Origin of the sequence: Streptomyces sp. 4N509B, assembly GCF_052245655.1 — a bacterium.
Lineage (GTDB): Bacteria > Actinomycetota > Actinomycetes > Streptomycetales > Streptomycetaceae > Streptomyces.
On record NZ_JBQQBZ010000005.1, the window covers coordinates 97,662 to 123,119 of the forward strand.

The window sequence follows — 25,458 nt, forward strand, 5'->3', positions numbered from 1 at the left end:
CCCCCGTGGACCTCCCCCCCGTGGACCTCGTCGCCGCCCTCGCCCGCGCCCGTTCCCGCGAGCAGCCCGGACCGGACACACCCGCCGGGCCCGCCGTCCGCGCGTGGCCGGGGCCGCCGCGCCACCTGCCGGAGGCGGGCCCGGGGGAGCTGGATCTGGGGCGGCTGCTGCGCCTCTCGCTGGCGGCCGCGGACCGTGCCGGACGGCTGCGGCCCACCCCGTCCGCCGGCGCGCTCCACCCGGTCGACGCCCAGCTCGTCGTGGGCGGCCGCTGCCCGCTGCCGCCCGGGCGCTACGGCTACGACCCGCTGCGCCACCGCGTGCACCGTCTCGGTCCCGAACCCGGTGCCGCGCTCCCCGGGGCGAGGATCGAGCTCTCCGTCACCCCGCGGCGCACGATCTCTCACTACGGTCACCGTGCCTGGCCGCTGATGCTGCTGGACACCGGGCACGCCGCCGCCGCGCTGTGGCTCGCGGCCCGCGCGCTGTCCGCGGGCCCACCGACGCTCCTGCTCGACGGAACCGACGACGAGCCCCTCGCGGCGCTGCACATCGCCCCGTCCGAGGGGACGCGCCGAGACGCGCAGGCCCCCACGCCCCGGGAGCTGCTGGCCCGCCGCAGCGCCCCGCCACCGCTGCGCGGCACCCCGCCCCGGGAGGAGCTGCGTGCGGTGCTCACCACCGCCACCGAGGCGGGCGCCGGCGAGCTCGCCTGGTGTGTCGCCGTCGGCGCCCCACGTCCCGAACTCGTCGAGCTGGCGCCCGACGGCACGCTGCGCCGCCTCGCCTCGGGCGAGGCCCGGCCCACGCTCGCCGCCTGGGCCGCGGGTCAGGCGTGGCTCGCCGACGCGGGAGCCGTCCTGCTCGGCTACGGCTGCCCGCGGGACGCGGAGGCACCGCGGATCCGCCGCGCCCACCTGCGCGCCGGCTTCGCCGTCGGACTGGCCCACGTCGCCGCCAGCCGACGCGGGGTGGCCGGCCGCCCCGTCGGATCCTGGCAGCAGGCCGACCTGGGCGCCGCGCTCGGCGGCGCGCCGGGCAGGGGCTGGATCGTTCACGGCCTGGCGCTCGGCACCATCCACTCCGCCCACTCCACCCACTCCGACCACTCCGCCCGGTCCGTCCAGTCCGAGGAGGAGACCTCGTGATCGTCCATCCGGAGCTGCGCCGCGCCGCCCGCCACGCGCGGCGGCCCCTGCTCGCGGCCACCCTCCTGCTCGCGGCCGTCACCCTCACCCACCTCGCGCAGGCCGTGCTGCTGGCCCTCGCCCTCGCCGACGTGGCCCGGGGCGACACGAGTCGCCTGCCTCCGCTCCTCGCCGCCGTGCTCGGCGTCGTCGCCGCCCGCGCCGGGCTCGGCTGCTGGCAGCGGCGCACGGCCGCCCGCGCCGGGGCGCGCGTCAGGGTGAGCCTGCGGGACGAACTCCTCGCCCACCTCGGGCGGCTCGGACCCGCGCACCTGACGGCCGCGCGCGCCGGGGCCGTGCGCACCACCCTCGTCGACGGGGTCGAGGGCGTCGACGCGTACGTCTCCCGCTACCTGCCGCAGCTCCTCGTCACCCTCGCCGCGCCGCCCCTCCTGCTCGCCGCCATGGCCGCCATCGAACCCGGCGCCCTCCTCGGTCTCGTCCCCGCCCTGCTGCTCGCCCTGCTCGGGCCACGCGCCTGGGACCGTCTCCTCGCCCGGCGCGGCACGGAGCACTGGGACACCTACGAAGGGCTCGGCGCCGACTACCTGGAGGCCCTCCAGGGGATGCCCGCCCTGCGCGCCGCGGGCGCCGTGGGACGCACCCGGGCGCGGCTGGAGAAGCGTTCGGCGGCGTTGCACCGGGCGACCGTCGCCAAGCTGCGCGTCTCCCTCGTCGACACCGGGCTGACCGACCTGGCCATCCAGGGCGGCACCGCGGCCGCCGCGCTGCTCGCCAGCTGGTCGGCCGCCACCGGATCCACCGCGGCGACCAGCACCTATCTGGTGCTGCTCCTGGCCTCCGAGTGCTTCCGCCCCGTGCGCGACCTGTCCCGCGAGTGGCACGCCGGACACCTGGGCGTGTCGGCCGCCGACGGCCTCGCCGCCCTCCGCACCCGCGAACCCACCGTCGCCGACGCGGGAACGGCACCGGCGCACTGGCCGAGGCCGCCCCGCATCCGCTTCGAGGACGTGGAGTTCGGCTACGGCGGTGCGGCGAAACCCGCGCTGAGCGGCGTCACCTTCACCGCCGAGGCGGGGCGCACCACCGCGATCGTCGGCCCGTCGGGCGCCGGGAAGTCCACGCTCATCGCCCTGCTCCTGCGCCACCACGAGCCACGGCGGGGCCGCGTCACGATCGACGGCCGCGACGTGGCCGCGTACACGCTCGACTCGCTGCGACGAGGCATCGCCGTCGTCTCCCAGGAGACCCACCTCTTCCACGCCACCATCGCCGACAACCTGCGCCTGGCCCGCCCGGACGCGGGCGACGACGACCTGGTCCGCGCGGCACGCGCCGCCGGCGTCCACGACGAGATCGCCGCCCTCCCCGACGGCTACGCCACCGTCCTCGGCGAGCGCGGCGCCACCCTCTCCGGCGGCCAGCGGCAGCGGCTCGCCCTCGCACGAGCCCTGCTGGCCGATGCTCCGGTGCTCGTCCTCGACGAGGCCACGAGCTCGGTCGACGTACGGCGCGAGGCGGACATCGTCGGCGCGCTGCTGGACGCCGCGGGAGGCCGGACCGTGCTGATGGTCGCCCACCGGCTCGCGGCCGTCCGGCACGCCGACCGGATCGTGGTGCTGGACGGCGGACGGGTGGACGCCCTGGGCGAGCACGACGCCCTCGTCGATGCCGGCGGCCTCTACGCCGAACTCGCCACGGCCGGGCGCGTCACGGCCGGCCACGCCGACGGCGCCCACGCCGCCGGCGCCCACGAGAAGGGACACCTCGCATGAGCACCACCGTCGACCACGGAGCCCGCACCGCCGCTTCCGTGCCGGCGCGAGGGTCGCTGCGCGCCCTCCTGCCGGCGCTCGCCGGACACCGGGCCATGGTGGCCCGCACCTGCGCCACCGCCCTCGTCGAGCAGGGTTCGCTGGTCGCGTTGGTCACGCTGGCCGCGCACACCGTCGGAACCGCCCTCATCGAGCACCGCGCCCCCGCCACCGGTACGGTCCTCGCCCTCGTCGTGCTCGCCCTGGTGCGCTCCCTGCTGACTTGGCGGGAGATGGACCTCTCGCACGATCTCGCCTACCGCGTGCTGGCCGAGCTGCGCGTGCGGACCTTCGACGGACTCGCCCGCGCCGCGCCCGCCCGGGTGGCCGGCAGACGAAGCGGCGACCTGGCCGCCACCGCGATGGCCGACGTGGAGGCCCTGGAGTTCTTCTACGCCCACACCACGGCCCAGCTCCTCGCGTCCGGCGCGGTCCTCACCGGCGGAGCCGCGGCACTGGCCACCGTGGAGCCGTGGCTGCTGGCGGCGGTGCTGCCGGTCGCCGCGCTGCTCGTCGCGGCCCCCTTCGCCGACGCGCGGGGTCGGGCGGCGCGCGGGGCCCGCACCCGGCAGGCCGCCGCGAGGCTGTCAGCCGACACCGTGGAGACCGTCGACGGGCTGCGCGACCTGCTCGCCTTCGGCGGGCTGACCACGCGCCGCCGCCGCCTCGCCGACCAGGGCCGGGAGGTGGGCGAGGCCCAGCGGACCGAGGCCACCTGGGAGGCGGTGGCCGCCGCCGTCCGCGACCTTCTGATCGTGCTCGCGCTCCTCGGCGTGGTCCTCGCCGCGGCCCAGTCGGTGACCTCCGGGCGCCTGCACGGCGCGTGGGCCCCGGCGGCGATGGCGCTGGCCCTGTCCGTGCTGGGCCCGGTCGCCGAGTCGGGCCGGGCGCTGAGCCAGGCCGTGGGTCTGCGCGCCGCCGCCGCCCGGGTCGACGCGGCCGTCAAGGCCCCCGCGCTCGCCCCGCCGCCCGCCGCGCCACGCCCGCTTCCACCGGGCCCGCTGGGCGTCCGGCTGCACCGGGTGAGCTTCGACTACGGGGGCCAGCCCGTGCTGGACGGCGTCGAGTTGACGGTTCCCGCGGGGCGCACCGTCGCCCTGGTCGGCGCCTCGGGCGCGGGGAAGTCGACCTGCGCCCACCTGCTGGCCCGTTTCTGGGATCCGGCCAAGGGCGCCGTCCAGCTGTTGCCCGACGACGGCGAGCCCGTCGACCTGCGCGATCTCTCCGACGCCGACCTCCGCGGCGCGGTCGCCGTGGTGGGCCAGGAGACCCCCCTCTTCTTCGGGACCCTCGCCGACAACCTGCGCCTCGCCGCTCCGGACGCGGACGACCGCCTCCTGGCCGAGACGGCGCACCTGTGCGGGGTCTCGGCCATCGCCCCGCTGGACACCCTCGTCGGCGAGCGCGGCGCCACCCTCTCCGGCGGCCAGCGCGCCCGGATCGCGCTCGCCCGCGCCCTGCTCGCCGAGCCGCGGGTCCTCGTCCTGGACGAGACCACCGCCCACCTGGACACCACCGGCGACGCCGAGCTCGCCGCCGTGCTCGGCACGAAGAACCTCACCACGATCGTCATCGCCCACCGCCCCGCCACCATCCGCCGCGCCGACCGCGTCGCCGTCCTCGAAGCGGGCCGCATCACGGAAGAGGGCACCTGGGAGGAGCTCACCGCCCGCTCCGACAGCGCGCTGGGCCGGGTGCTCGCCGTCACGGCGTCCTGAGCGCCGCCGGCCGTGTGGCCGCTGGCGTCGCGTCAGAACGCTTCGGGGTACAGGCCCGCGGCGATGTCCGCCACCGCGTCGACGTTGCCGAGCGTGCCGGGGTAGACGTCCGAGGCGGAGATCACGATGAGGCGGTCCTCGCGCACCGCGTCGAGCTCGGGGAAGGTACGCGTCAGGTAGTCGCGGGTGGCCTGCTCGTGTTCGGGGCTGTTGACGGCGAAGACGAGCGCGTCCGGATCGCGTTCGGCGAGCACCTCGGGGTTGATCTGGGCGGCGAAGAACTCGGCGAACGCGGCGTCGTCGGGACCGAAGACGTTCTCCCCACCCGCCCGCTGGATGATGTCGTACTCGATGCCGGCGCCGATCGCGGAGAGCGTGCTGCCCTCGACGTAGACCTGCGCGACCGTCACGGGCCGCTGGCCCGCGACGCGTTCGGCGACGTCGTCCAGCGTGGCCTGGGCGTCCTCGCCGAGGGTGGCGGCGGCGTCCGGCACGTCGAGGGCACGGCCGAGGGCGTCGAGGTCGGTGAACAGGTCCTCGACCGTGCCCGTCATGCGGCGGTCCTCGCAGCCTCCGGTGGCGATGTAGGCGGCCACGCCCGCGTCGTCGAGCTGCTCGACGCTGGCGAAGCCCTGCTCGGCGGTGAACTCGTAGGCGGTCGGCGCGACCACGAGGTCCGGTCCGGCCTCCAGCAGCACCTCCCGCGTCGGCGGTTCCTCCTCGCTGAGCACGGGGATGTCCTCGGCTTCCCGCCGCAGGTCCTCCGGCAGCGGCGCGGTGGCGGTCTGCGCCTGGCCGACCATCCGGTCTCCCACGCCCAGGCGCAGCAGCAGCTCCGTCTGGGAGGGACTCATGCCGACGATCGCCTGGGGGGTGTCGGAGAGTGCGACCTCCCGGCCGCAGTTGGTGAGAACGGTCCGCTGCCCGCCGCCGGTGCCCTCGCCGTCCGCCTCGGGCTCGGTGACGCCCGAGCCGCACGCGGTCAGGGCGAGCAGGCCCAGTCCGGCCAGGGCCGTGCCGGAGACGGCGAAGCGAGAGGGCAGGGGACGGTTCATGGCGCGTGCTCCTTTGCTGGGTGCCCGGGCGCCGCGTCGCGTGGCGAGGCAGCCGCCGAGGCGGATGAAGAGGCCGACGGGTCGGACGGGGCGGGCGGGAGCGGGGAGAAGGCGATCAGGGGCCGACCGGTCTCCGGGTGGCTGAGCCGGTGCGCCCGAACGCCGAAGACCTCGCCGATCAGCTCGGGCGTCAGCACCTCCTCGGGCGGACCGTGGGCGATGATCCGCCCCTCGCTCATCACGGCGACGACGTCGCAGTGGGCCGCCGCCAGGTTCAGGTCGTGCAGCGCCGCGAGCGTGGTCAGCCCCAGCTCGCCGACGATGCGCATGAGTTCGAGCTGGAAGGCGACGTCCAGGTGGTTGGTCGGCTCGTCCAGCACCAGCACCTGGCTTTCCTGCACCAGGGCGCGCGCCAGCAGCACCCGCTGCTTCTCGCCGCCGGACAGCCCGCCGAACGGCCGTCCCGCCAGCTCGGTGGCGCCGACGCGGGCCAGCGCACGGTCGGCGAGGTCCAGGTCGCGCGGGGAGTCTCCGCCGAAGCCGCGGTGGTGGGGCAGCCGGCCGAGGAGTACGACGTCGAGCACGTCGAGGTCGAAGTCGGCGGTGGTCTCCTGCGTCATCACCGCCACCTGCCGCGCCACGGTCCGCGGCGGCAGCCGCCACACGTCCTCACCCCCGACCGCGACCGTGCCCGCCTCGGGCCGGGTGACCCGGTAGAGGCTGCGCAGCAGCGTGGACTTGCCGCTGCCGTTGGGGCCGACCAGCCCCGCCACCTGGCCGGGCGCCACGCCGAACGTCGCGCCGTGCACGATGCGGGCCCCACCCAGCGCCACGGCGACGTCCCGGAAGTCCACCCTCATCGCAGCATCCCCGCCCTGGCGGCACGCCCCTGCCGTATCAGCCACAGGAAGCACGGGGCCCCCACGACGGCGGTGACGATGCCGATGGGTATCTCGGTGGGCTCGGCGACGGTTCGTGCCAGCACGTCGGCGACCATCAGGAACAGCGCGCCGCCCAGGACGGCGACGGGCAGCATCCGGCGGTGGTCGGCGCCGACCAGGATGCGGGCGGTGTGCGGGATGACCAGCCCGACGAAGCCGATGCCACCGCTGACGGCCACGACCGACCCGGTCAGCAGGGAGGCCGCGATCACCAGGTGACCACGCAGCCGGTTGACGTTGACGCCCAGGGCCGTGGCGCTCTCGTCACCGACCAGCAGGGCGTTCAGGGTTCGGGCCTTCGCCAGGGCGAACAGCGTCACGGTGGCGAGCGCGAGGGCCGGGACCGCGAGCTGGTCCATGGTGGCCGCGGACACGCTGCCCAGCAGAAAGAACAGGACGCTGAAGACGTTCTGCGCCTCGGTGGTGAGCGTCAGGTAGCTCGTCACCGCGCTGAGCAGCGAACCGAGCGCGACCCCCGCGAGGATCATGCGCGTCGGCGCCAGCACGCCGTGCTGCCGGGCCAGCAGGTAGACGGCGGCGGTGGCGCCGAGCGCGCCGAGGAACGCGGCGCCGCTGAGCGGCAGCCCGCCCACGGCGGACGAGCCCAGCGTGATCACGGCGACCGCGCCGACGCCGGCACCCGCCGAGACCCCCAACACGTACGGCTCGGCCAGCGGGTTGCGCACCGCCGCCTGCATCAGCGTCCCGGCCAGCGCCAGGCCGGCCCCGGCCAGACCGGCCAGCAGCGTGCGCGGCAGGCGGAACTGCCACACGGCCTGGTCCTGGAGCTGGGTGATCGAACCGTCGCTCATCCACGGCGCGCCAGGGACGAGGTGACCGATGACGACGCGCGCGGTGTCGGCCACCCCGACCTCGGCCGGGCCGGTGGCGCCGGAGACGACCACGGTGGCCAGGATGGCGAGCACGAGCGCGAGGTGGGTGCTCACCAGCACCCCCGTGGACCGGCGTCGCACCCGCTGCCGCGCGGCCTGTTCTGTGGCGGACAACGACGCTCCTCCGTGCGCTCTATGAAAACGGTTTTCGTAACCATAGTCATGAGACGGTGGGCAGGCAACGGATGGTGGACCGGTGTGAAGACGATCACTCGCGGCGGAAGGTCCGGGGAAAACCCGCGTGGCACCGCGTGGCACCGCGCGGCGTCGCCCGCGTCCGCCTCCCCGCCGAGCACGCCCCCCGCACGCCGGGCCAACTCTCCGGCGGCGAACGCCCATGGCGGCCGGGCGCCGGGCGGCCAGCCGGTGCCGGAACGCTCCTCTCGCTCACGCCGCTCGACTCAGTCCTCCGGCTTCAGCAGGCCGCGCTGGTAGGCGCGGACCAGGGGCCGGGGAACGCGGACGGTTCGGCCGTCGACGGTGACCGGCACGAGGTCGGGCGCCTGCGCCTTCCACCGGGCTCGCCGGTGGCGCGTGTTGCTGCGGGACATCCTGCGCTTGGGTACGGCCATCGTGGTCTCCGGTTCGGTGCGGGGGGTGGGGGTCAGCGCGGGTAGGGCGGCCGGGCCGTCTCGCGGGCGTTCTCGATGGCGGCGGCGGGCGGTCGCTGCTGCTGGACGGTGACACGGGTGACCCGGCGGCACGGGGATCCTCCGACGTGCGGAGGGCTTGCCCCGGTCGGAGACGAACGTCCGGTGGACCAGGTGAGGAACGCGAAACCGGCCGCCCGGTCCCGGAAGACGACCGGACCGTAGGCCGGAGGGATACCGGGCTTCGTCGTCAGCGCTCCTCGCGGAAGTCGACGTGGCGCCGGACGACGGGGTCGTACTTGCGCAGCACCATGCGGTCGGGGTCGTTGCGGCGGCTCTTGCGGGTGACGTACGTGTAGCCGGTGCCCGCGGTGGAGCGGAGTCTGATCACCGGGCGGAGGTCGTTGCGTGCCATGTCCGCTAGCATACGACAACGATTTTCATTAGCGTTAGTGGCTCGTCCTTCCGGAGGTGTTCCCCGTCGTGTCCGCCCGCTGTCAACTCACCGGAGCCGAACCACGCTTCGGCAAACGCGTCTCGCGCTCCCACCGCCGGACCTCGCGCCGGTTCAACCCCAACCTCCAGCACAGGCGCTACTGGCTGCCCGGCGAGGGCCGCCACATCCGCCTCGCCCTCAGCGTGCGCGCCATCAGGACCATCGACGCCATCGGCGTCGAGGCCGCCGTGGCCCGCATGCGCGCCCGAGGAGAGAAGATCTGATGGCCAAGAAGAGCAAGATCGCCAAGAACGACAGGCGGCGCGCCACCGTCGAGCGTTACGCCGCACGGCGCGCGGAGCTCAAGGAGATCATCCGCCGCCCGTCCTCCACCGACACCGAACGCCAGGCCGCCTACGCCGAACTGCGTCGTCAGCCCCGGGACGCCAGCGCAACCCGGCTGCGCAACCGCGACAGCGTGGACGGCCGCCCCCGCGGCCACCTGCGCAGGTTCGGCCTCTCCCGCGTCCGCTTCCGCGAGCAGGCCCACGCCGGCTACCTCCCGGGCGTCACCAAGTCCTCCTGGTGAACCGGACACGCCTGGCGCGCCGCCGGGGCGCCCGACCCAACGAAGCGGTCACGGACACCGGTGAAACCGTCACGGAACTCACCGCGGCCAGGGAGACCGGGGCGCCGCCGGCCGAACGCCGCAGCGGCCCGGGACCGAACCGGCGCGCCAGGTCGTCACGGGGCCGGAGCGCCTTCGGCCCGCTCAGCCAGCGCCAGTTCGGCGAGCATCGCGGACCTGCGTTCGTCCGAGGTGAACGCCGCCCGGATCGCGTCGCGGGTGAAGCCGGCGAGTTGCTCACCGCTGATGCCGAGATTGGCCGCCACGGCGTACTCCCGCTCGATCGTCGTGCTGAGCTGGACGGGGTTGTCCGTGGCCAGGGTGACGGCGACGCCCGCCTCGACCAGCCGCAGCAGCGGATGCTCCTCGGTCTCCGGCAGCACGCCGAAGTAGTCGTTGCACGTCAACGCGCACTCCAGCGTCACGCCCCGGTCAACCAGCAGCCGCAGCAACTCCGGGTCCGTCGCGGCGTGGATGCCGTGCCCGATCCTGGTCAGGCCGGGCATCCGGGCCGCGGCGGCGATGTTGGCCGTCGACACCTCCCCGGCGTGTGCCGTGATCCCGAGACCGGCCTCGGCGAAGCGCTCTGCCAGCCGGTACATGGGGGCCCAGTCCGCCTCGGTGTCGTAGGGCGCGTAGAGGAAGTCGATCCCCGCCAGCCCCTCGCCCTGGAGACGACCGAACGGGACCCGCAGCCGCGTCGCTCTGGTCCGGCCGAGGACAACCCGAGCGGCGCACAGTCGCCGTCACGACGCGCCGAGCTGGCGCTGGCCGGAAAGGAACGGGTGCTGCTGCGCGGCGTGGCCGGCTCGGGCAGGACGACGCCGGCGCAGTGGCTGACCGTCCTCCTCAGACGACCAGACGGGACCCGATCACACGGCCGATCAAGAGGAGCCGAACCGACTGCCGACCTGGTCCCCAGCAAACCTGTCACGAACAGTCCCGACTGCGATGGCTGTGGTCGTGCCGAGATGCGGCGGGGTCCGTGGCCAGGACTCGGGCGAGCCAGTCGGTGCGGGTTCGGCGGGCCGTGGCCGAGATGTGCGCCTGAGGGTACAGAGCGTCGAATCCGTGGAAGCCGCCTGCCCAGACGTGGAGTTCGGCCTGGCCGCCGGCCGCCCAGATGCGGGTGGCGTAGTCGGTGTCCTCGTCGCGGAAGACCTCGGCGGAGCCGGTGTCGATGTAGGTGGTCGGCAGGCCCGCGAGGTCGTCGGCCAAGGCGGGTGAGACGTGTGCGGGTACCTCGTCGTCGGCGAGGTCGCCGAGGAGGCAGCGCCATCCGAATCCGTTCATCTCGCGGGTCCAGACGCCGGGCCCGTTCGCGTACTGGAGGCTGGAGGTGGTGGCGTTGCGGTGGTCGAGCATGGGGCCGATCAGGACCTGGGCGGCGATCGTCGGGGTGCCGAGGTCGCGGGCCAGCAGGGTGACGCCGGCGGCGAGGCCGCCGCCCGCGCTGGCGCCCGCGACGATGATCCGGGAGAGGTCGATGCCCAGTTCGGCGGCGTGGTCGGCGATCCAGAGGAGTCCCTGGTAGCAGTCGTCGACCGGGATGGTGCCGGTGGCCTCGGGCGCGAGCCGGTAGTCGACGGAGACCACGACGGCGCCGAACTCGTCGAGCCACTCCAGCGGGATGTCGATCTGTGAGAAGCGGTCGCCCATGACCATCCCGCCGCCGTGTATCCAGTAGACGCAGGGCGCGGCGGTGGTGCGATCGGTGTTCGCGGGGCTGAGGACGGACAAGGGGATCGTGGTGCCGTCCGGGCTCGCGGCGGTGACCTCGCGCCGGTCGATCGCGCGACCTTCGAGGAGGGGGTCGACGGGCATCGAGGAGAAGGGGCGTACCTGCGCGAGCACGTCCGGGCTGAGCTGGGACATCAGCGGCATGTCGGCCAGGAGTTCCTGCAGTTCGGGGTCGAGGGCGGGTCGCGCTGTGGCCATGGTCGTTGCCTTTCGTGGGTGGTGGCGGGACGGTCGGGCGAGGAGGGGGTCGCCCCGGCGGGCGCCGGGGCGGAGGGGCTGGGGCGTGGGGCGTTCGGCGGGGGTTCAGAAGGCGGCTTTGCCGCGGACCGGGACGTAGTCGGTGTACTCGGATTCCTTGGCCAGCAGTCCGTCGATCTGCGCCACGATGGCCTGGGCGGCCTCGCCGGCGAAGATCCGGTGGTGGTCCTCCTCGCTGGTCCAGCCCTCGGTGACGTGGACGACGTCAGGGGCGGACGCGGAACGGGAGACGAGGTAGACGACGCAGTGTTCGCTCGCACCGGGACTGCCCTCGTCCAGGCCGGTCAGCAGCAGGTCGACCAGCCGATCGCCCATTCCGGGCCTGGCGGTCAGGGTGGCGTTGAAGCCGTACTTGGCAGTCATGGAGGCCTTCTTCTGCACTGGTGGAATGAGGTGATTCCATTCAACTGCGCTGACCTGAGGAAACGTTAGAACGATGCTCGCTGCTACTTGCACGATCCTCTCAGCCACGGGAGCCCGGATGACGAATGGTGCTGCAATGGACACATGTACCTCGAAGAGCTCCGCACCCTGCTGGCCCGGCATGCCCGCCCCGACTGGACCACGCCCATCGACGGTGTCCTGATCTCGAAGGTCGACCGGCCCGATCCGCCGGCGCCCTCCATGTCCGGCACGGTGCTCGCAGTCATCGCCCAGGGCGCCAAACGCCTCGCGCTGGGCGACCGGATCTACGAGTACGGCGCCGGGCAGTACCTGGTCGCATCCGTCGACCTGCCCGTCACCGGGCAGTTCACCCAGGCCGACCCCGGGCGGCCGGCCCTGGGATTCGGTCTCACGCTGGAACCGTCCGACGTCGCCGAACTGCTGCTGCAGGCCGGTCCCGGCGACGCCCCCCACGCCGGCACGGGCACGCCGCCGGGAATCGCCGTCAGCGACGCCCCGCCCGCGCTGCTCGACGCGGTGGTCCGGCTGCTGCGCATGCTCGACGAACCCCGCGACCGGGCCGTACTGGCCCCGCTGGTCAAACGCGAGATCCTGTGGCGCCTGATCACCGGCGAGCAGGGCGCGACGGTGCGCCAGTTCGGCCTCGCCGACAGCGGCCTCAGCCATGTCTCCCGGGCCGTGCGCTGGATCCGCGAGCACTACGCCGAGCCCTTCCGGGTCAAGGACGTGGCACGCCTGTCCGGCATGAGCGTCTCCGCGTTCTACCGCAACTTCCAGGCGGTGACCGCGATGAGTCCCATCCAGTTCCAGAAACAGATCCGGCTCCAGGAGGCCCGGCTGCTGCTCGCCACCCACCCGGGCGACGTCACCGGAGTCGGCCACCGCGTCGGCTACGACAACCCGTCGCAGTTCAGCCGCGAGTACCGCCGCCAGTTCGGCACACCCCCGAGCCGGGACGCGGCCCGCCTGCGGAACACCGCGGGCACTCCCGCAGGCGTTCTGCCCTGAGCTGGGTTGCACGTCGGAGCAGGATGGTGCAAGGAAAAGCGAGGATAGTTCTACTGTTCCCGCAGGTCAGAGCGATTCCATGGGATCACGAGTTCTTCCGCGGGGCAGGCAGACGCCTGTCCGTCCGCGGCTCCCACGACATCGCGAGGACCACCCCATGAAGACAGTCCTGATCACTGGCGCCTCATCCGGGTACGGGCGGGAGACCGCCCTGTACTTCCACTCGCAGGGGTGGAACGTCATCGCCACGATGCGCACGCCGCGTGCGGGCGTCCTGCCCGAGTCGGACCGGCTCCGCGTCGTCGAGCTCGACGTGACCAAGCCCGAGACCATCACCACTGCGTTCGAGGCGGCAGGGCCCGTCGATGTCCTGGTCAACAACGCGGGCGTCCCCTCGATCAGCGTGTTCGAGGGCACACCCATGGCCCGAGTGCGGGAAGTCTTCGAAACCAACACGTTCGGTGTGATGGCGACGACGCAGGCGGTGCTGCCACCGTTCCGCGAGCGCGGCTCCGGGGTGGTGGTCAACGTGACCTCCAGCGTGGTGCTGGGCCACATGCCGCTCTCGGCCGTCTACAAGGCGAGCAAGATGGCCATCGAGGGGTTCACCGCGTCCCTCGCGCTGGAGCTCGCACCCTTCGGTGTGCAGGCGAAGACGGTCGAACCGGGAGCCTGCCTGACGACGAACTTCGCGGCCAACGCGACGAAGGGCGCCTCGCTGGACGAGCTGGTCCCGGCGCCCTACGCGCCATGGGCGAAGAAGGCCATGGACGACTTCACGGGCCAGGACCTGTTCACCAAGGAGAGCGACGTCGCCGAGACGGTGTGGCGCGCCGTGCACGACACGACCGGCCAGCTGCGCTTCCCGGCCGGTCCCGACGCGGTCCGGCTCGCTCAGGCGAGGTGACCCTCAGCAGGCAGGTGACGCCGCGCTGATGCCACGAGTCGGCCACGCGCAGAGGCATCCGTACGGAACCTCTCCGGCTGACCGGTTCCCAGCGGCAGGGCCCAGCCCACGGGCCAGGTGACCAGCGATCCGGCGGGACGGCTTCAACGACCGCCAGACCGCCGCCCTCGTCAGAGCGGTCTGGCAGCCGTGCGGGACCCCGGCGCTGCGACGACGGACTCACCCACCACCGCCCACGACGCACCGCTGCGGACGTTCGTCGCGGCGACGGGCGTCCGCAGCGGCGAGGCTCTCGGCCAGAGGTGGTCCAACGTTCACTTCGACGAGGGCTACGTCGAGTTGGAACGGGTCGTCGCCGAGGAAGGCAACTCCTCCACCCTGCGCCGCCGCCTCACGCTCCCCGAGGGCTTCCGGATCCACGCCTGGCGGCCTCGCTCGTCACCAACGAGCTCGACCACGGCGACAACCCCGCCCAGGTCTCCGCCAAGGGCCCGCCACCACTCGCCCGGCTACACCATGGCCCGCCACGGCAAGCCGCGCGAGGAAGGTGCCCGGAAGCTCGCCGCCTCCAGCGCCGGCCGCGTCGGGTTGGACACGGCCACCCAAGAACAGGATCCCCTACGGGCTGGTCACGCCGCTGGTCACGGCGGACCCCTGACAACAGAAAAACCCCAGCTCAGCCGGGGTCTCTGTGAGTGTCCGAGGGGGGACTTGAACCCCCACGCCCTTAGTCGGGCACTAGCACCTCAAGCTAGCGCGTCTGCCATTCCGCCACCCGGACGAGGTGAGCGCGCGACCCGATGCGGCCGCTGCGGTGTGGGCAACGATAGCAAAGTCCCGGGCCTGGTGATCTCCCTTGGGGAGGGGCGGGGGGAGGGGGGAGGATGAGCGGGTGAGTACCAGCGCAGGAGGAGGCAGCGTGAGCCGGTCGGACACCAGCGGGGTGCGTGGCGAGGACGAGGTCGTCGGGATCTGCCGGGACCTGATCCGCATCGACACCAGCAACTACGGCGACGACTCGGGACCGGGCGAGCGCGCCGCCGCCGAGTACGTCGCGCAGCAGCTCGCGGAGGTCGGACTCGAACCGCGGATCTTCGAGTCCCGGCCGGGGCGGGCCTCCACCGTCGCGAGGATCGAGGGGGAGGACCCCTCGCGCCCCGCCCTGTTGATCCACGGACACCTCGACGTCGTCCCGGCCAACGCCGACGACTGGCGGCACCACCCGTTCTCCGGCGAGATCGCCGACGGCTGCGTCTGGGGCCGCGGCGCGGTGGACATGAAGGACATGGACGCGATGACGCTGGCCGTCGTCCGGGACCGGATGCGGTCGGGCCGCAGGCCGCCGCGCGACGTCGTCGTGGCCTTCCTCGCGGACGAGGAGGCCGGCGGCCTGCACGGCGCCCGGTACCTCGTGGACCACCATCCGGAGCTGTTCGAGGGCGTCACCGAGGCCATCAGCGAGGTCGGCGGCTTCTCGTTCACCGTCAACGAGAACCTGCGGCTCTACCTCGTCGAGACGGCCCAGAAGGGCATGCACTGGATGCGGCTCACCGTGGACGGCACCGCGGGACACGGCTCGATGACCAACGACGACAACGCCATCACCGAACTGTGCGAGGCGGTCGCCCGGCTGGGCCGGCACCGCTTCCCGGTCCGGGTCACCAAGACCGTCCGGGCCTTCCTCGACGAGCTCTCCGACGCCCTCGGCGTCGAGCTCGACCCGGAGAACATGGACGAGACGTTGGCGCGGCTCGGCGGCATCGCCAAGATCATCGGCGCCACGCTCCAGAACACCGCCGCCCCCACCCAGCTCGGCGCCGGATACAAGGTGAACGTCATCCCCGGCCAGGCGACGGCGCACGTCGACGGGCGCTTCCTGCCCGGCTACGAGGAGGAGTTCCTCGCCGACCTCGACCGGATCCTCGGCCCGCGCGTCCGGCGCGAGAACGTGCACCACGACAAGGCGTTGGAGACCACCTTCGACGGCGCGCTCGTGGCGGCCATGCAGACCGCGCTGCAGGCGGAGGACCCGGTGGCGCGTGCCGTCCCCTACATGCTCTCCGGCGGCACCGACGCCAAGTCCTTCGACGACCTGGGCATCCGTGGCTTCGGGTTCGCGCCGCTGAAGCTGCCCCCGGAGCTGGACTTCGCCGGCATGTTCCACGGGGTGGACGAGCGGGTGCCGGTGGACGGTCTGACCTTCGGCGTGCGGGTGCTCGACCGCTTCCTGGACGCGTGCTGACCGCCGCCGCGCGTCCCCCTGCGATCGTGTGTTCGTTCAGGTGGGGGTGTCGGATTCCCCAGAGTGGGTGAATGCCCTCGGCGATTCGTGCCCTTGGTACGGCCTCCTCGTTACAAGCAGTGCAGTTCCCAGCTGGGACCGCATTGTCACCAAGGAGGAAGAATGATCAAGAAGGTCGTCGCCGCAGCGACTGCCACCAGCGGTCTGGTGCTGGCGGGCGCCGGCGTCGCCGTCGCGGACTCCGGCGCCCAGGGAGCGGCCGCCAAGTCCCCCGGCGTCATCTCCGGCAACGTCATCCAGGTGCCCATCCACGTGCCCATCAACGTCTGCGGCAACACGATCAACATCATCGCCCTGCTGAACCCGGCCTTCGGTAACACCTGCATCAACGACTGATGCCGCGCCCGACTCCATGAGGGCGTGACGTCGGCGGCCCCGGGACGCGTGACGCGCGCCCGGGGCCCTCGGCTGTAGACGGGCGCGGGATGCCCTCATTCCCCCACCCCGCGACCCACGACGAACAAGGGTGAAAGACAACCATGCGTCAGCTCACGCGAAAGCGCCTGCTCTCCGTGGCCACCGCAGCCGGTGGCGTGTTGGCCGTGTCCGCCGGCGTGGCACACGCCGACTCCGACGCGGCGGGCCGTAGCGCGCAGTCGCCCGGTGTGCTCTCCGGCAACACCGTCCAGGTGCCGGTCCACGTGCCGGTCAACGCCTGCGGCAACACCGTCAACGTGGTCGGGGTCCTCAACCCCGCCTTCGGCAACACCTGCGTCAACGGGGGCGGCGGTCACGGCGACGGTCACGGTGGCGGCGGCCAGGACGGCGGCGGCCATGACGGCGGTGGCCAGGGTGGCGGTGGCCAGGGTGGCGGCCAGGGCGGCGGGAACCAGCACAGCGGTGGGGCGGAGGCCTCGGGCACCGCGCAGAACTCGCCGGGCGTCGGCTCGGGGAACCAGATCCAGGTTCCCGTCGACGTCCCCGTGAACGCGTGCGGGAACAACGTCTCCGTCGTCGGCGTCGGCAACGCCGCGTTCGGCAACGAGTGCGCCAACGGGCACGGTCGGCCCGACGGGCCGCCGGAGCACCCGGGCCCCGAGGAGCCCGGTCCCGAGGAGCCCGAGGAGCCGGGTCCGGAAGAGCCCGAGGAGCCGGGTCCCGAGGAGCCCGAGGAGCCCGGCCCCGAGGAGCCGGGCGAGCCGGGTGAGCCCGAGGAGCCCGGTTCGCCGGGTGACGAGGGCCCGTCGGACGAGCCGGAGGGCTCCGGCGACGGGCCGGGCGCCGAGGCCCCCGCCCCCGGCCACGAGCCCGCGGACACCGAGCCGTCCGAGGGCGCCCTGGCCGAGACCGGTGCGGGTACGGCGCTCGGCGCCGCGCTTCCGCTCGGCGCGGGCCTGTTGCTCGGCGGCGTTGTGCTCTACCGCCGCGCGCGGCTGGCACGCCTGGGCTGATCCGCCCCGGCGTTCCCCGACGAGTGGGTCCCGCGACGCGGGGCCCACTCGTTCACGTTCCGCCTCCCAGCGGTCTTCACGGCAGGCGTCATCCGTAGCCTTCTCGGCCGTCTTCTCAGCAGGCTTCGCGGGCGGTCCGTCACCGGGCGTTCACCAGGTGGCGCGCACCTGCCGGATGATCCGTCGTCTCAGCCGCACCCGACGGCTGCCGTCCGGGTACAGCCGTAGCTGGGCCAACTCCCAGTGTCCGTACTCGGCATGGTCGGTCAGGAGGCGGGTGGTCGCCGCACGAGAGACCCCCCGCGGCACGTACACATCGCGAAACTCGTATTCCGGCATCGAATCTATTGTGCGGCCAAGCCCAGGATGCCGATACCGTCTGCACCATGTCTGATGCTGTGCAGCCAGGCGCTGCCGAAGTCCGCGCCGCAGCCGAGGCGCTCAAGGGAGCGATCGACCGGCACCTCGCGGCCATCGAGCGACGGGCGTCGAAACCCGACGACGTCGCCGAGGCGGACGCCGAGGTGTTCTCCGCGTTCAACGAGATGGCCGCCGCGGGCGAGGCGTACGACGAGCTGCTGTACGACGTCTACGACGAGGTCACGCCCTTCGAGGTGCCCGAGACCGACGGTGCCGCCTACACGGGCCCGGAGGAGCCGGAGGCGCTGAGCGTCTTCATCCGCCGGGACTACGCGGTCGTCGATCCCCGGCGTCTCCTCGCCCAGGCCCGTCGCGTGGCCGAACTCGACCCGGAGGCCGTCGGCGGCGACGAGGACGACGTCCAGGACGCCGCCGGCCGCAGCATGCCGGCGGCCCTCGGGGTGCTCTTCGGCGAGTTCGAGCCCGACGAGATCGCCAGCCGCCACAAGGAGTTCGGCCTGGAGGAGGGCGACGCCACGCTGTGGATCGTGGCGGCCGAGGAGCCGGCGGAGCCGGGGGAGTGGCTGTCCTCTCCCTTCGAGGCCGTCGATCCCGAGCGCGTCGTCTGCCGCTTCGACATCAGCGAGGCGTTCGACGGCGAGGAAGCCGAGAACGTGCCCTGACGCCGCGCACGGGAGGGCCCACGTGCCCTCCCGGCGCCACGGGCGCGCCTCAGCCGCGCAGCAGCGTCCGCAGCCGGGTGGTCCTGGGCGAGGCGGCGGGTCCGGCCACCACGTCGGGGAGCACGGATCCCACTCCCTGCACCACCGAGAGGTGCCGCTGGCCCCGGCCGAAGGCCGTGTACACCCAGGAGCGGGTCAGCGCCGCCGCCGCGTCGCCCGGCAGCACCACCACGGCGGCGGGCCAGCGGCTTCCCGCCGCCTGGTGCGCCGTGACGGCCCAGCCGTGCCGCACGGTCTCCGCGACGCGCTCGCGCGCCACGACGAACGGCCCCTCCTCGCCGTCGAGCCACAGTCCCTCGGCGTCGGCCCGCGCCACCGTGGCCGCGTCGGCGCGGCCCGGCACGGGGGAGTGGACCACCCGGTCCCCGGGGTCGAAGCCGCCGAAGCGGCCCGGCCCGGGGTTCAGACGCTCCTTCAGCGCGGCGTTCAACGCCCGCGTGCCCGCCGCGCCGCCGTGTCCGACCGTGATCACCTGGATGCCCGCCCCCGTCTCACCGAAGGCGCGGGGGATCGACTCCGCCACGAGCTGCACGGTGCGGTGCACCGCCTCCGCGGCGTCCCGGACGGGGACGATCACGACCTCGCGGCCTGGCGCCTCCACCGGCCGCAGCCTGCCGACGCCCACATCGGCGACGAGGCGACCGACGACGCCCGGCTCCGTGGCGTCCGAGGCGAGATGCGGGCAGACGCCCGAGGCCAGCACGTCGGCCACGACCTGACCGGGGCCGGCGGCGCCCAGCAGCAGCGGATCGCCGCTGAGGACGAGCCGGGCTCCGTCGGGCAGCGCCTCGACGAGGGACGCGGCGTGCTCGGTGCCGAGCTGCGGAGCGTCCACCACGGCCAGGAGGTCGACGGCCAGCAGCCCGTCGGCGTCCCGTCCCGGTCCCTCCCGTCCCGTGAGCAGCCCCTCGACGGTGACCACCACGCCCCCGGCGGCCTCCTCGCGTGTGTCCTCGCTCCCGCCGCCGCCGCTCGCGGCGCCGGTCCGGGCCTCGGCCGCGTCGGGCAGCAGGGCGGCCAGCCGCCGCCGCCCGTCCGTCGTGTGCGCCGCGCCGTACGCCCGCAGGCCGAGGGCGCGCGCCGCGCCGACGAGGGCGGCGACCTCCGCGCGGGCGGCCTCGCCGCCCGTGTGGACGAGCAGGCCCGATCCGGCGGCGCCACGGATCAGCGCGGCGGCGGCCGGCGTGGGGGCCGCCCGCGCGGCGGCCTCCCACCGCGCGCCGGGGCCGCCCCCGGACCCGGCGGCCTCCTCTGCCTCACCCCGCTCGTCGAGGGACGCCTCGTCGAGGGACGAACCGAAGGTGCCCAGCAGCCGCGTCAGGCCGTCGGCGAGGCTCTCCTCGGCCAGCGCGTACCGGTCGAGCCCGAGCAGCGTGCCCTCCGCCGCCGTCTCCGCCGTCGCCGGATCCCCGGCCGCCTCGGCCTCGGCCCCGGCGTCGTCTTCGGCCTCGGGCCCGGTGTCCTCGAAGGCGAGCACCGCGCCGCGCTCCACGGCCGCGCGCACCGCCGCCTCCGGCTCGGGCACGCCGTGCGCCGCCAGCTCCGCGGCGACCGTCCCCGCCGCGACGGCCGTGTGCCCGGCGAGGGCCGCCCGCTCCAGCAGCCACACCACCAGCGCCCGGGACCTGCGCTCGTCGCCGGGGGAGCCCTCGGCGCCCAGCAGGGCCCGCGCGAAGTCGTCCGCCCGCGCCGGTCCGACCCCGGCCACCGCCAGCAGCTGCCAGGGGTCCGCGCGCAGCGCCTCCTCGGCCGCCTCGCCCAGCGTGGCGACGGCCGCCGACGCCAGCGCCTCGGGCACGCCGCCCTCGGCGAGCAGCTTGGCGACGGCCGCCACCGTCACGGGGTCCACGCTCGCCGCCGACACCGCGGCCGGTGAACCCCGCGAGACGACGGCGCGGGAGCGGGCCGGCTTCGCGGCCTCGGGGAAGAAGGACGCCGCCGCGCGCTCGCCACTCTCCACGGCGCGCACCGCGGCCCGCAGCTCCTCCGCGACGCTCCGCGGCCGGTCCGCGCCGCTCGTGGTGGACTGGGGGCGTGGGGAGGACGACGGGGACGACGGGGGGGTGGAGGCGGAGGGCTGGGGGGAGGGCAGGGAGGAGGAGGTCACAGCGCGCTCCAGTCGTGGTCGGGATAGCGGTGGACCGGGGCCGAGACGTCGTCCAGGGCCCGGCGAATCTCACCCGGAAGGCTAAGGTCCTCCACTGACAACGCCTCCCGCAGCTGCCGCCCGTCGCGCGAGCCGAGGATCGGCGCGACGACGCCCGGCCGGTCCCGCACCCACGCCAGCGCCACCTGCAACGGCGTCACGGCCAGGCCGTCCGCGGCTATCGCCACCGCCTCCACGATCCGCGCCGCGGGATCGTCGAGGTACGGCGCGACGAACGGCGCCAGCCGCTCGGAGTCCCCCCGCGAGCCGGCCGGCACGGCCCCGTCGCGGTACTTCCCGGTCAGCACCCCCCGCCCCAGCGGCGAGGACGGCAGCAGGCCGATCCCGAGGTCCGCCGCGGCCGGCAGCACCTCGCGCTCCACCCCCCGCTGCAACAGCGAGTACTCCATCTGGGTGCTGGCCAGCCGGGTGCGCGTGGCGGGTGCCGCCAGCTGCCAGGTGGCGGCCTTCGCCAGCTGCCAGCCGCAGAAGTTCGACACCCCCGCGTAGCGGGCGCGTCCGCTGGCCACCGCGATGTCCAGCGCCTGGAGCGTCTCCTCCAGCGGCGTCTCCGGGTCGAAGGCGTGAACCTGCCACAGGTCGACGTGGTCGGTGCCGAGGCGTTCGAGGGAGGCGTCGAGCGCGGCCAACAGGTGGCCGCGGGAGGTGTCGAAGCGCCGGTCGGGATCGGGCACGCTGCCGGCCTTGGTCGCGATCACCAGGTCGGCGCGGGGCACGAGGCCGCCCAGCAGCCGCCCCAGCAGGTACTCGGCGCCGCCGTCCGCGTAGACGTCCGCGGTGTCCACGAGGGTGCCGCCCGCTCCCCAGAAGGTCTTCAGCAGCTCGGCTGCCTCCTGCTCGCCCGTGTCCCTCGCCCAGGTGAGGGTGCCGAGGCCAAGCCGGGAAACGCGCAGGCCGGTCCGGCCCAGGTGCCTGAGATCCATGGGCGTTGAGCGTACTTGCGCCACGCGTTAGAGTCCTGGGGACATAGGAGTTACCCGTAGGTAGCTAATCGGATGGGAGCTGCGCGTGCGGCTGGGAGTCAACCTCGGCTACTGGGGAGCCGGAATGGACGCGGACAACCTGGAGGTGGCCCGCGAGGCGGAGCGCCTGGGGTACGAGGTCTGCTGGGCCGCGGAGGCGTACGGCTCCGACGTCCCCACGGTGCTGGCGTGGGTGGGGGCCCAGACGAGCCGCATCGACGTCGGCTCGGCCATCCTCCAGATCCCGGCCAGGGCCCCCGCCATGACCGCGATGACGGCCGCCACCCTCGACTCGCTGACCGGCGGACGCTTCCGCCTGGGCCTTGGCGTGTCCGGACCGCAGGTCTCCGAGGGCTGGTACGGCGTCAGGTTCGACCGCCCGCTCGCCCGCACCCGCGAGTACGTCGAGATCGTCCGCAAGGCGATGGCGCGCGAGCGCCTCACCCACGAGGGCGAGCACTGGACCCTGCCCCTGCCGGGCGGTCCCGGCAAGCCGATCAAGCTCACCGTGCACCCGGTCCGCGAACGCGTTCCCCTGTACATCGCCGCCATCGGCCCGAAGAACCTCACCCAGACCGGCGAGATCGCCGACGGCGCGCTGGTGGTCTTCTTCTCGCCCGAGCACGCCGAGGAGACGACCCTGAAGCCGCTGCGCGCCGGCCGCGCCCGCGTCGGGAAGGACCTGGCCGGCTTCGACCTCGTCCCCACCGTGCCGCTGGCCGTCGGCGACGACCTCGACGCCCTGGCCGACCACTTCCGGCCGTACACCGCGCTGTACGTCGGCGGCATGGGCAGCAGGGACCAGAACTTCTACAACCGGCTCGCCCAGCGCATGGGGTACGAGAAGGAGGCCGCCGAGATCCAGGAGCGGTACCTCGCGGGCGACCGGGAGGGCGCCGCCGCCGCGGTGCCGCACCGCCTGATCGACGCCACGACGCTCATCGGTTCGCCGGAGCGCATCGCCGACCGGATGCGCGCCTACGCCGACGCGGGCGCCACCACCCTCTCCCTCGCGCCCGCCGGCTGGGACCTCGACCAGCGGATCGCGGGCCTGCGCGTGGCGGCCGAGGCCCTGGACCGCGCCGGCCTCGCGTAGCGCGCCGCCCCACCCGGCCCGCCGCGGGCTCACGCCGCCGTGCGATGCCCCGTGTCCGGGATCCCGACCCGGGCGGCCCCGGCGGGACGTCGTGGGCGCGCCCTGGAGGCGCGCCCGTCACTCCCGGGGAGTCACGGAGCGGCGGCCGGGGGGCGCCGTCCGGACCCGGAGCGGTCTGGGGGAGTACGCCCTGCGACTCCCCCTGCCGCGTTGTCGTCGGTCGCCAGCCCGCAAGGCTGACTCGCTCCTCCGCCTTGCAATCGAAACCAACAGGACGCCGCTCCCTGACCCACCAGGGAGTGCGGGACAGCCTTTAGGCTGGGCCCATGCCCACCCTGCTGCTCCTGCGCCACGGCCGCACCACCGCGAACTCCTCCGGCCTGCTGGCGGGTCGCGCGCCCGGCGTCGGCCTGGACGAGTACGGCGCCGCGCAGGCCGCCGCCCTGCCGGCGCGGCTGGCCGGGATCCCGCTGGTGGCCGCCGTGCACAGCCCGCTCCAGCGCTGTGTGGAGACCCTCCAGCCGCTGCGGGCCGCCCGGCCCGAGCTGCCGGTCCACGCCGAGGAGCGGATCGTCGAGTGCGACTACGGCGCGTGGACCGGCCGCACGCTCGGCGAGCTCGCCGAGGAGCCGCTGATGGCGACGGTGCGGCAGCACCCCTCGGGCGTCGTCTTCCCCGGCGGCGAGTCGCTGCGCGCGGTGCAGGCCCGCGTGGTGGAGGCGGCACGGGAGTGGGACGCCAGGATCGCCAGGGACCACGGCGAGCGGGCCGTCTGGCTGATGTGCACCCACGGTGACAACATCAAGGCACTCGTGGCCGACGCCCTCGGCCTCCACCTCGACCTCTTCCAGCGCATCCTCCCGCACCCGGCGTCGATCACCGCCGTCCGCTACGGCGCGATCCCGATGCTGCTGCGCTTCGGCGACACGGGGGACCTCAGCGAGTTCGTGCCGCACAGCGAGGAGGCCACCGCGCGGCAGGAGACCACGGACAGCGAACAGGCGCCCGTGGGCGGCGGAGCCTGAGAGCGCCCGAGCACGCCGCCGCAGCGCGCACGGCGCCCGCGCAGTAGGGTGCCAGTGTTCCGGCCGCACGACCCACCGAGCCTCACACCCAGCAACTCCGACACGTTTCCACCGAATTCGACCGCTCGACCCTCGACCACCCATCCACTCACGAGTCCTACGGAGCAGTGCGTGTCCCGTCAGGTGTTCCTCTACGACCCTCCCGAACGCTTCGTCGCCGGGACCGTCGGACTGCCTGGCCGTCGTACTTTCTTCCTGCAGGCGTCGGCGGCGGGTCGCACCACCAGCGTCGCGCTGGAGAAGGCACAGGTGGCGGCGTTGGCCGAGCGCATCGAGGAGCTGCTGGACGAGGTGGTCCGCCGCTCCGGCGGGAACACCTCGGTCCCCGCCGTCGCCCCCTCGGAGCTCACCGACTCCGGCCCCCTCCAGACGCCCGTCGAGGAGGAGTTCCGGGTCGGCACCATGGCCCTGGCCTGGGACAGCGAGGGCGAGCGGATGATCGTCGAGGCCCAGGCCCTCGTGGAGCTGGAGGCCGAGTCCGAGGAGGAGTTCGCCGAGGCCGAGGAGCGCCTGCTGCGCGACGACGAGAACGGCCCGCCGATGCTGCGGGTGCGGCTGACCGGCACCATGGCCCGCGCCTTCGCCAAGCGCGCGATGGACGTCGTCAACGCCGGGCGGCCGCCGTGCCCGCTGTGCAGCCTGCCGCTCGACCCGGAGGGACACGTATGCCCGCGCCAGAACGGATACCGCCGCAGCAGGGCATGACCCCGGTGGACCGGGCGCCCGACGCCGCCGACCGTGTCACCGAGGTGCTGGCCCGCGGTGAGCTGGTCGTCCACGGCCGGCTCGCCGACGCCTCCAACGCCGTGCTCTACGCCACCGCCACCCTCGGCGACCGCCGCGTGCGCTGCGTCTACAAGCCCGTCGCGGGCGAGCGCCCGCTGTGGGACTTCCCCGACGGCACCCTCGCCCGCCGTGAGGTCGCCGCCTACGAGGTCTGCCGGGCGCTGGGCTGGCAGCTGGTGCCGCCCACGGTGCTGCGCGACGGGCCCTACGGCGAGGGCATGTGCCAGCTGTGGATCGGCCCGGGTCCCCACGTCCCGGACACGGACCCGGACACGGACGCCTCGGACACGGACGCCTCGAACGCGGACACGTCGGCCGCGGACGGCCGGGAAACCCGGGACGTGCGGGACACGGACGAGGAGCCGGGCGGTCCGGAGACGGAGGGGCCGGAGACGGACGAGGACGGCCACGGCGTCGGGGAACTCCTCGCCCTCGTCGACGCCGAGAGCCCCGAGCCCGGCTGGCGGGCCGTGGTGCGTGCCCAGGTCGACGACGGGCGGACCGCGCTGCTGGTCCACGCGGACGACGAGCGGCTGCGGCGCCTCGCCGCGCTGGACGCCGTCATCAACAACGCCGACCGCAAGGGCGGTCACCTGCTGCCGCTGCCGGATGGCCGGCTCTACGGCATCGACCACGGCGTGACGTTCCACACCGAGGACAAACTGCGCACCCTGCTGTGGGGCTGGGCGGGGGAGCCGATGCCCGAGCCCGTCCTCGCCGCGTTGCGCGGGCTGCTGGCGGAGCTGGCCGACGGCCGCCCGCTGCTGGTCCGGCTGCGCGAGCTGCTCAGCGAGGGGGAGTGCCAGGCGCTGCGCGCCCGGACGGCCACGCTGCTGCGCACCGGCAGGTACCCGCGGCCGGGCGGGGAGTGGCCGGCGATCCCCTGGCCGATCCTCTGAGGCCCCACGAGGGCGCCGCCAGGCACCGGGAGAACACCGAGGACCGCGAGGACCGCGAGGACCGTGAGACGCCGTGAGGCCGCCGCGGCGACGACGCCGGGGCTGGCGCACGGCACCGCGTGCCGG

At 74.3% G+C, this 25,458-nt stretch carries 26 protein-coding genes, 1 tRNA gene and 1 pseudogene; 15 read left to right on the forward strand and 13 right to left on the reverse strand.

Translation table 11 applies throughout. From position 1 onward, the window contains the following. Nucleotides 1–5: 5 nt before the first annotated feature. From ACTWP5_RS07805 to ACTWP5_RS07815, 3 genes are read left to right on the forward strand one after another with little or no spacing between them, the layout of a single operon-like run. Nucleotides 6–1,148, forward strand: coding sequence for a SagB/ThcOx family dehydrogenase (locus ACTWP5_RS07805; protein ID WP_443220033.1), 1,143 nt, complete (start codon nucleotides 6–8; stop codon nucleotides 1,146–1,148). Next, nucleotides 1,145–2,923 (forward strand): ABC transporter ATP-binding protein/permease, encoded by a 1,779-nt coding sequence (locus ACTWP5_RS07810; protein ID WP_443220034.1) that lies wholly within the window; start codon nucleotides 1,145–1,147, stop codon nucleotides 2,921–2,923. The genes ACTWP5_RS07805 and ACTWP5_RS07810 overlap by 4 nt, the downstream gene beginning before the upstream one ends. Continuing rightward, on the forward strand, nucleotides 2,920–4,680 hold the full coding sequence (locus ACTWP5_RS07815; protein ID WP_443220035.1) for an ABC transporter ATP-binding protein: 1,761 nt from the start codon (nucleotides 2,920–2,922) through the stop codon (nucleotides 4,678–4,680). Before ACTWP5_RS07810 ends, ACTWP5_RS07815 begins: the two co-directional genes overlap by 4 nt. A gap of 32 nt (nucleotides 4,681–4,712) precedes the next feature. Here ACTWP5_RS07815 and ACTWP5_RS07820 read toward each other — a convergent pair whose 3' ends face one another. The 6 genes and pseudogenes from ACTWP5_RS07820 to rpmG form a co-directional block, all read right to left on the reverse strand. Continuing rightward, complete coding sequence (locus ACTWP5_RS07820) at nucleotides 4,713–5,735, reverse strand: ABC transporter substrate-binding protein (protein WP_443220036.1); 1,023 nt, start codon at nucleotides 5,733–5,735, stop codon at nucleotides 4,713–4,715. Further along, the gene (locus tag ACTWP5_RS07825) at nucleotides 5,732–6,595 is read right to left on the reverse strand and encodes an ABC transporter ATP-binding protein (protein WP_443220037.1); all 864 of its coding nucleotides are present in this window, start codon (nucleotides 6,593–6,595) and stop codon (nucleotides 5,732–5,734) included. Before ACTWP5_RS07825 ends, ACTWP5_RS07820 begins: the two co-directional genes overlap by 4 nt. After that, entirely contained in the window at nucleotides 6,592–7,683 is a 1,092-nt protein-coding gene (locus tag ACTWP5_RS07830; RefSeq protein ID WP_443220038.1) for a FecCD family ABC transporter permease, read from the reverse strand. Before ACTWP5_RS07830 ends, ACTWP5_RS07825 begins: the two co-directional genes overlap by 4 nt. 287 nt (nucleotides 7,684–7,970) lie before the next feature. Continuing rightward, entirely contained in the window at nucleotides 7,971–8,141 is a 171-nt protein-coding gene (rpmF, locus tag ACTWP5_RS07835) for a 50S ribosomal protein L32 (protein ID WP_443220039.1), read from the reverse strand. A 164-nt stretch (nucleotides 8,142–8,305) separates the two neighbouring features. Next, nucleotides 8,306–8,413: pseudogene (locus tag ACTWP5_RS07840) on the reverse strand (type B 50S ribosomal protein L31); the annotation flags it as partial. Beyond that, on the reverse strand, nucleotides 8,410–8,574 hold the full coding sequence (gene rpmG / locus ACTWP5_RS07845; protein WP_443220040.1) for a 50S ribosomal protein L33: 165 nt from the start codon (nucleotides 8,572–8,574) through the stop codon (nucleotides 8,410–8,412). The gene rpmG and the pseudogene ACTWP5_RS07840, both read right to left, overlap by 4 nt. 68 nt (nucleotides 8,575–8,642) lie before the next feature. Between rpmG and rpmB the strand changes: the two genes are divergently transcribed. Together rpmB and rpsN are read left to right on the forward strand one after the other, a co-directional pair. After that, nucleotides 8,643–8,879 (forward strand): 50S ribosomal protein L28, encoded by a 237-nt coding sequence (gene rpmB / locus ACTWP5_RS07850; protein WP_443220041.1) that lies wholly within the window; start codon nucleotides 8,643–8,645, stop codon nucleotides 8,877–8,879. Further along, nucleotides 8,879–9,184, forward strand: a complete 306-nt coding sequence (rpsN, locus tag ACTWP5_RS07855; protein WP_443220042.1) for a 30S ribosomal protein S14 — start codon at nucleotides 8,879–8,881, stop codon at nucleotides 9,182–9,184. Before rpmB ends, rpsN begins: the two co-directional genes overlap by 1 nt. Nucleotides 9,185–9,339: 155 nt before the next feature. On the opposite strand, the gene ACTWP5_RS07860 is transcribed toward rpsN, so the two are convergent. The 3 genes from ACTWP5_RS07860 to ACTWP5_RS07870 form a co-directional block, all read right to left on the reverse strand. After that, a complete protein-coding gene (locus tag ACTWP5_RS07860; protein ID WP_443220043.1) occupies nucleotides 9,340–9,825 on the reverse strand; it encodes a hypothetical protein in 486 nt (161 codons plus the stop codon). 328 nt (nucleotides 9,826–10,153) lie between these two features. After that, nucleotides 10,154–11,161 carry an alpha/beta hydrolase gene (locus ACTWP5_RS07865; protein WP_443220044.1) on the reverse strand — a complete coding sequence of 336 codons (1,008 nt, stop codon included), beginning with the start codon at nucleotides 11,159–11,161 and terminating at the stop codon, nucleotides 10,154–10,156. Between the two features lie 105 nt (nucleotides 11,162–11,266). After that, complete coding sequence (locus ACTWP5_RS07870; RefSeq protein WP_443220045.1) at nucleotides 11,267–11,584, reverse strand: putative quinol monooxygenase; 318 nt, start codon at nucleotides 11,582–11,584, stop codon at nucleotides 11,267–11,269. Between the two features lie 144 nt (nucleotides 11,585–11,728). Here ACTWP5_RS07870 and ACTWP5_RS07875 point away from each other — a divergent pair, with 144 nt between their 5' ends. Both ACTWP5_RS07875 and ACTWP5_RS07880 read left to right on the forward strand, forming a co-directional pair. Continuing rightward, a complete protein-coding gene (locus tag ACTWP5_RS07875) occupies nucleotides 11,729–12,634 on the forward strand; it encodes an AraC family transcriptional regulator (RefSeq protein WP_443220046.1) in 906 nt (301 codons plus the stop codon). Nucleotides 12,635–12,791: 157 nt separating this feature from the next. Further along, entirely contained in the window at nucleotides 12,792–13,541 is a 750-nt protein-coding gene (locus tag ACTWP5_RS07880; RefSeq protein ID WP_443220047.1) for an SDR family oxidoreductase, read from the forward strand. Nucleotides 13,542–14,237: 696 nt separating this feature from the next. Here the strand turns inward: ACTWP5_RS07880 and ACTWP5_RS07885 are convergent. After that, nucleotides 14,238–14,322: transfer RNA gene (locus ACTWP5_RS07885), tRNA-Leu, on the reverse strand. Nucleotides 14,323–14,460: 138 nt separating this feature from the next. On the opposite strand from ACTWP5_RS07885, the gene ACTWP5_RS07890 reads away from it, so the two are divergent. From ACTWP5_RS07890 to ACTWP5_RS07900, 3 genes are all read left to right on the forward strand, one after another. Then, nucleotides 14,461–15,783, forward strand: a complete 1,323-nt coding sequence (locus ACTWP5_RS07890) for a M20/M25/M40 family metallo-hydrolase (RefSeq protein WP_443220048.1) — start codon at nucleotides 14,461–14,463, stop codon at nucleotides 15,781–15,783. 162 nt (nucleotides 15,784–15,945) lie between these two features. Continuing rightward, a complete protein-coding gene (locus tag ACTWP5_RS07895) occupies nucleotides 15,946–16,179 on the forward strand; it encodes a chaplin (protein WP_443220049.1) in 234 nt (77 codons plus the stop codon). 143 nt (nucleotides 16,180–16,322) lie between these two features. Beyond that, the gene (locus tag ACTWP5_RS07900; protein WP_443220050.1) at nucleotides 16,323–17,234 is read left to right on the forward strand and encodes a chaplin; all 912 of its coding nucleotides are present in this window, start codon (nucleotides 16,323–16,325) and stop codon (nucleotides 17,232–17,234) included. 150 nt (nucleotides 17,235–17,384) lie between these two features. Here ACTWP5_RS07900 and ACTWP5_RS07905 read toward each other — a convergent pair whose 3' ends face one another. Beyond that, nucleotides 17,385–17,573, reverse strand: coding sequence for a DUF5703 family protein (locus ACTWP5_RS07905; RefSeq protein WP_443220051.1), 189 nt, complete (start codon nucleotides 17,571–17,573; stop codon nucleotides 17,385–17,387). Nucleotides 17,574–17,620: 47 nt separating this feature from the next. On the opposite strand from ACTWP5_RS07905, the gene ACTWP5_RS07910 reads away from it, so the two are divergent. Beyond that, the gene (locus ACTWP5_RS07910; RefSeq protein WP_443220052.1) at nucleotides 17,621–18,277 is read left to right on the forward strand and encodes a hypothetical protein; all 657 of its coding nucleotides are present in this window, start codon (nucleotides 17,621–17,623) and stop codon (nucleotides 18,275–18,277) included. 49 nt (nucleotides 18,278–18,326) lie between these two features. Here the strand turns inward: ACTWP5_RS07910 and ACTWP5_RS07915 are convergent, their stop codons facing one another. Together ACTWP5_RS07915 and ACTWP5_RS07920 are read right to left on the reverse strand one after the other, a co-directional pair. Further along, nucleotides 18,327–20,456 (reverse strand): helix-hairpin-helix domain-containing protein, encoded by a 2,130-nt coding sequence (locus ACTWP5_RS07915; protein WP_443220208.1) that lies wholly within the window; start codon nucleotides 20,454–20,456, stop codon nucleotides 18,327–18,329. Then, nucleotides 20,441–21,427 carry an aldo/keto reductase gene (locus ACTWP5_RS07920; protein ID WP_443220053.1) on the reverse strand — a complete coding sequence of 329 codons (987 nt, stop codon included), beginning with the start codon at nucleotides 21,425–21,427 and terminating at the stop codon, nucleotides 20,441–20,443. Before ACTWP5_RS07920 ends, ACTWP5_RS07915 begins: the two co-directional genes overlap by 16 nt. A gap of 85 nt (nucleotides 21,428–21,512) precedes the next feature. Between ACTWP5_RS07920 and ACTWP5_RS07925 the strand changes: the two genes are divergently transcribed. The 4 genes from ACTWP5_RS07925 (at nucleotide 21,513) to ACTWP5_RS07940 (ending at nucleotide 25,332) form a co-directional block, all read left to right on the forward strand. Next, entirely contained in the window at nucleotides 21,513–22,562 is a 1,050-nt protein-coding gene (locus tag ACTWP5_RS07925; RefSeq protein ID WP_443220054.1) for an LLM class F420-dependent oxidoreductase, read from the forward strand. Between the two features lie 326 nt (nucleotides 22,563–22,888). Beyond that, the gene (locus ACTWP5_RS07930; protein ID WP_443220055.1) at nucleotides 22,889–23,587 is read left to right on the forward strand and encodes an MSMEG_4193 family putative phosphomutase; all 699 of its coding nucleotides are present in this window, start codon (nucleotides 22,889–22,891) and stop codon (nucleotides 23,585–23,587) included. Between the two features lie 171 nt (nucleotides 23,588–23,758). Beyond that, entirely contained in the window at nucleotides 23,759–24,352 is a 594-nt protein-coding gene (locus tag ACTWP5_RS07935; protein ID WP_443220056.1) for a DUF3090 domain-containing protein, read from the forward strand. Then, entirely contained in the window at nucleotides 24,349–25,332 is a 984-nt protein-coding gene (locus ACTWP5_RS07940; protein WP_443220209.1) for an SCO1664 family protein, read from the forward strand. Before ACTWP5_RS07935 ends, ACTWP5_RS07940 begins: the two co-directional genes overlap by 4 nt. The last annotated feature ends 126 nt before the right edge of the window (nucleotides 25,333–25,458 follow it).

Coding starts and splice junctions, on each gene's coding strand:
- ACTWP5_RS07930 (WP_443220055.1), top strand. CDS start 22,889: ATGCCCACCCTGCTGCTCCTGCGCCACGGCCGCACCACCGCGAACTCC.
- rpmG (WP_443220040.1), bottom strand. CDS start 8,574: ATGGCACGCAACGACCTCCGCCCGGTGATCAGACTCCGCTCCACCGCG.
- ACTWP5_RS07815 (WP_443220035.1), top strand. CDS start 2,920: ATGAGCACCACCGTCGACCACGGAGCCCGCACCGCCGCTTCCGTGCCG.
- ACTWP5_RS07825 (WP_443220037.1), bottom strand. CDS start 6,595: ATGAGGGTGGACTTCCGGGACGTCGCCGTGGCGCTGGGTGGGGCCCGC.
- ACTWP5_RS07865 (WP_443220044.1), bottom strand. CDS start 11,161: ATGGCCACAGCGCGACCCGCCCTCGACCCCGAACTGCAGGAACTCCTG.
- ACTWP5_RS07910 (WP_443220052.1), top strand. CDS start 17,621: ATGTCTGATGCTGTGCAGCCAGGCGCTGCCGAAGTCCGCGCCGCAGCC.
- rpsN (WP_443220042.1), top strand. CDS start 8,879: ATGGCCAAGAAGAGCAAGATCGCCAAGAACGACAGGCGGCGCGCCACC.
- ACTWP5_RS07905 (WP_443220051.1), bottom strand. CDS start 17,573: ATGCCGGAATACGAGTTTCGCGATGTGTACGTGCCGCGGGGGGTCTCT.
- ACTWP5_RS07870 (WP_443220045.1), bottom strand. CDS start 11,584: ATGACTGCCAAGTACGGCTTCAACGCCACCCTGACCGCCAGGCCCGGA.
- rpmF (WP_443220039.1), bottom strand. CDS start 8,141: ATGGCCGTACCCAAGCGCAGGATGTCCCGCAGCAACACGCGCCACCGG.
- ACTWP5_RS07920 (WP_443220053.1), bottom strand. CDS start 21,427: ATGGATCTCAGGCACCTGGGCCGGACCGGCCTGCGCGTTTCCCGGCTT.
- ACTWP5_RS07895 (WP_443220049.1), top strand. CDS start 15,946: ATGATCAAGAAGGTCGTCGCCGCAGCGACTGCCACCAGCGGTCTGGTG.
- ACTWP5_RS07820 (WP_443220036.1), bottom strand. CDS start 5,735: ATGAACCGTCCCCTGCCCTCTCGCTTCGCCGTCTCCGGCACGGCCCTG.
- ACTWP5_RS07900 (WP_443220050.1), top strand. CDS start 16,323: ATGCGTCAGCTCACGCGAAAGCGCCTGCTCTCCGTGGCCACCGCAGCC.
- ACTWP5_RS07860 (WP_443220043.1), bottom strand. CDS start 9,825: ATGTACCGGCTGGCAGAGCGCTTCGCCGAGGCCGGTCTCGGGATCACG.
- ACTWP5_RS07875 (WP_443220046.1), top strand. CDS start 11,729: ATGTACCTCGAAGAGCTCCGCACCCTGCTGGCCCGGCATGCCCGCCCC.
- ACTWP5_RS07880 (WP_443220047.1), top strand. CDS start 12,792: ATGAAGACAGTCCTGATCACTGGCGCCTCATCCGGGTACGGGCGGGAG.
- ACTWP5_RS07940 (WP_443220209.1), top strand. CDS start 24,349: ATGACCCCGGTGGACCGGGCGCCCGACGCCGCCGACCGTGTCACCGAG.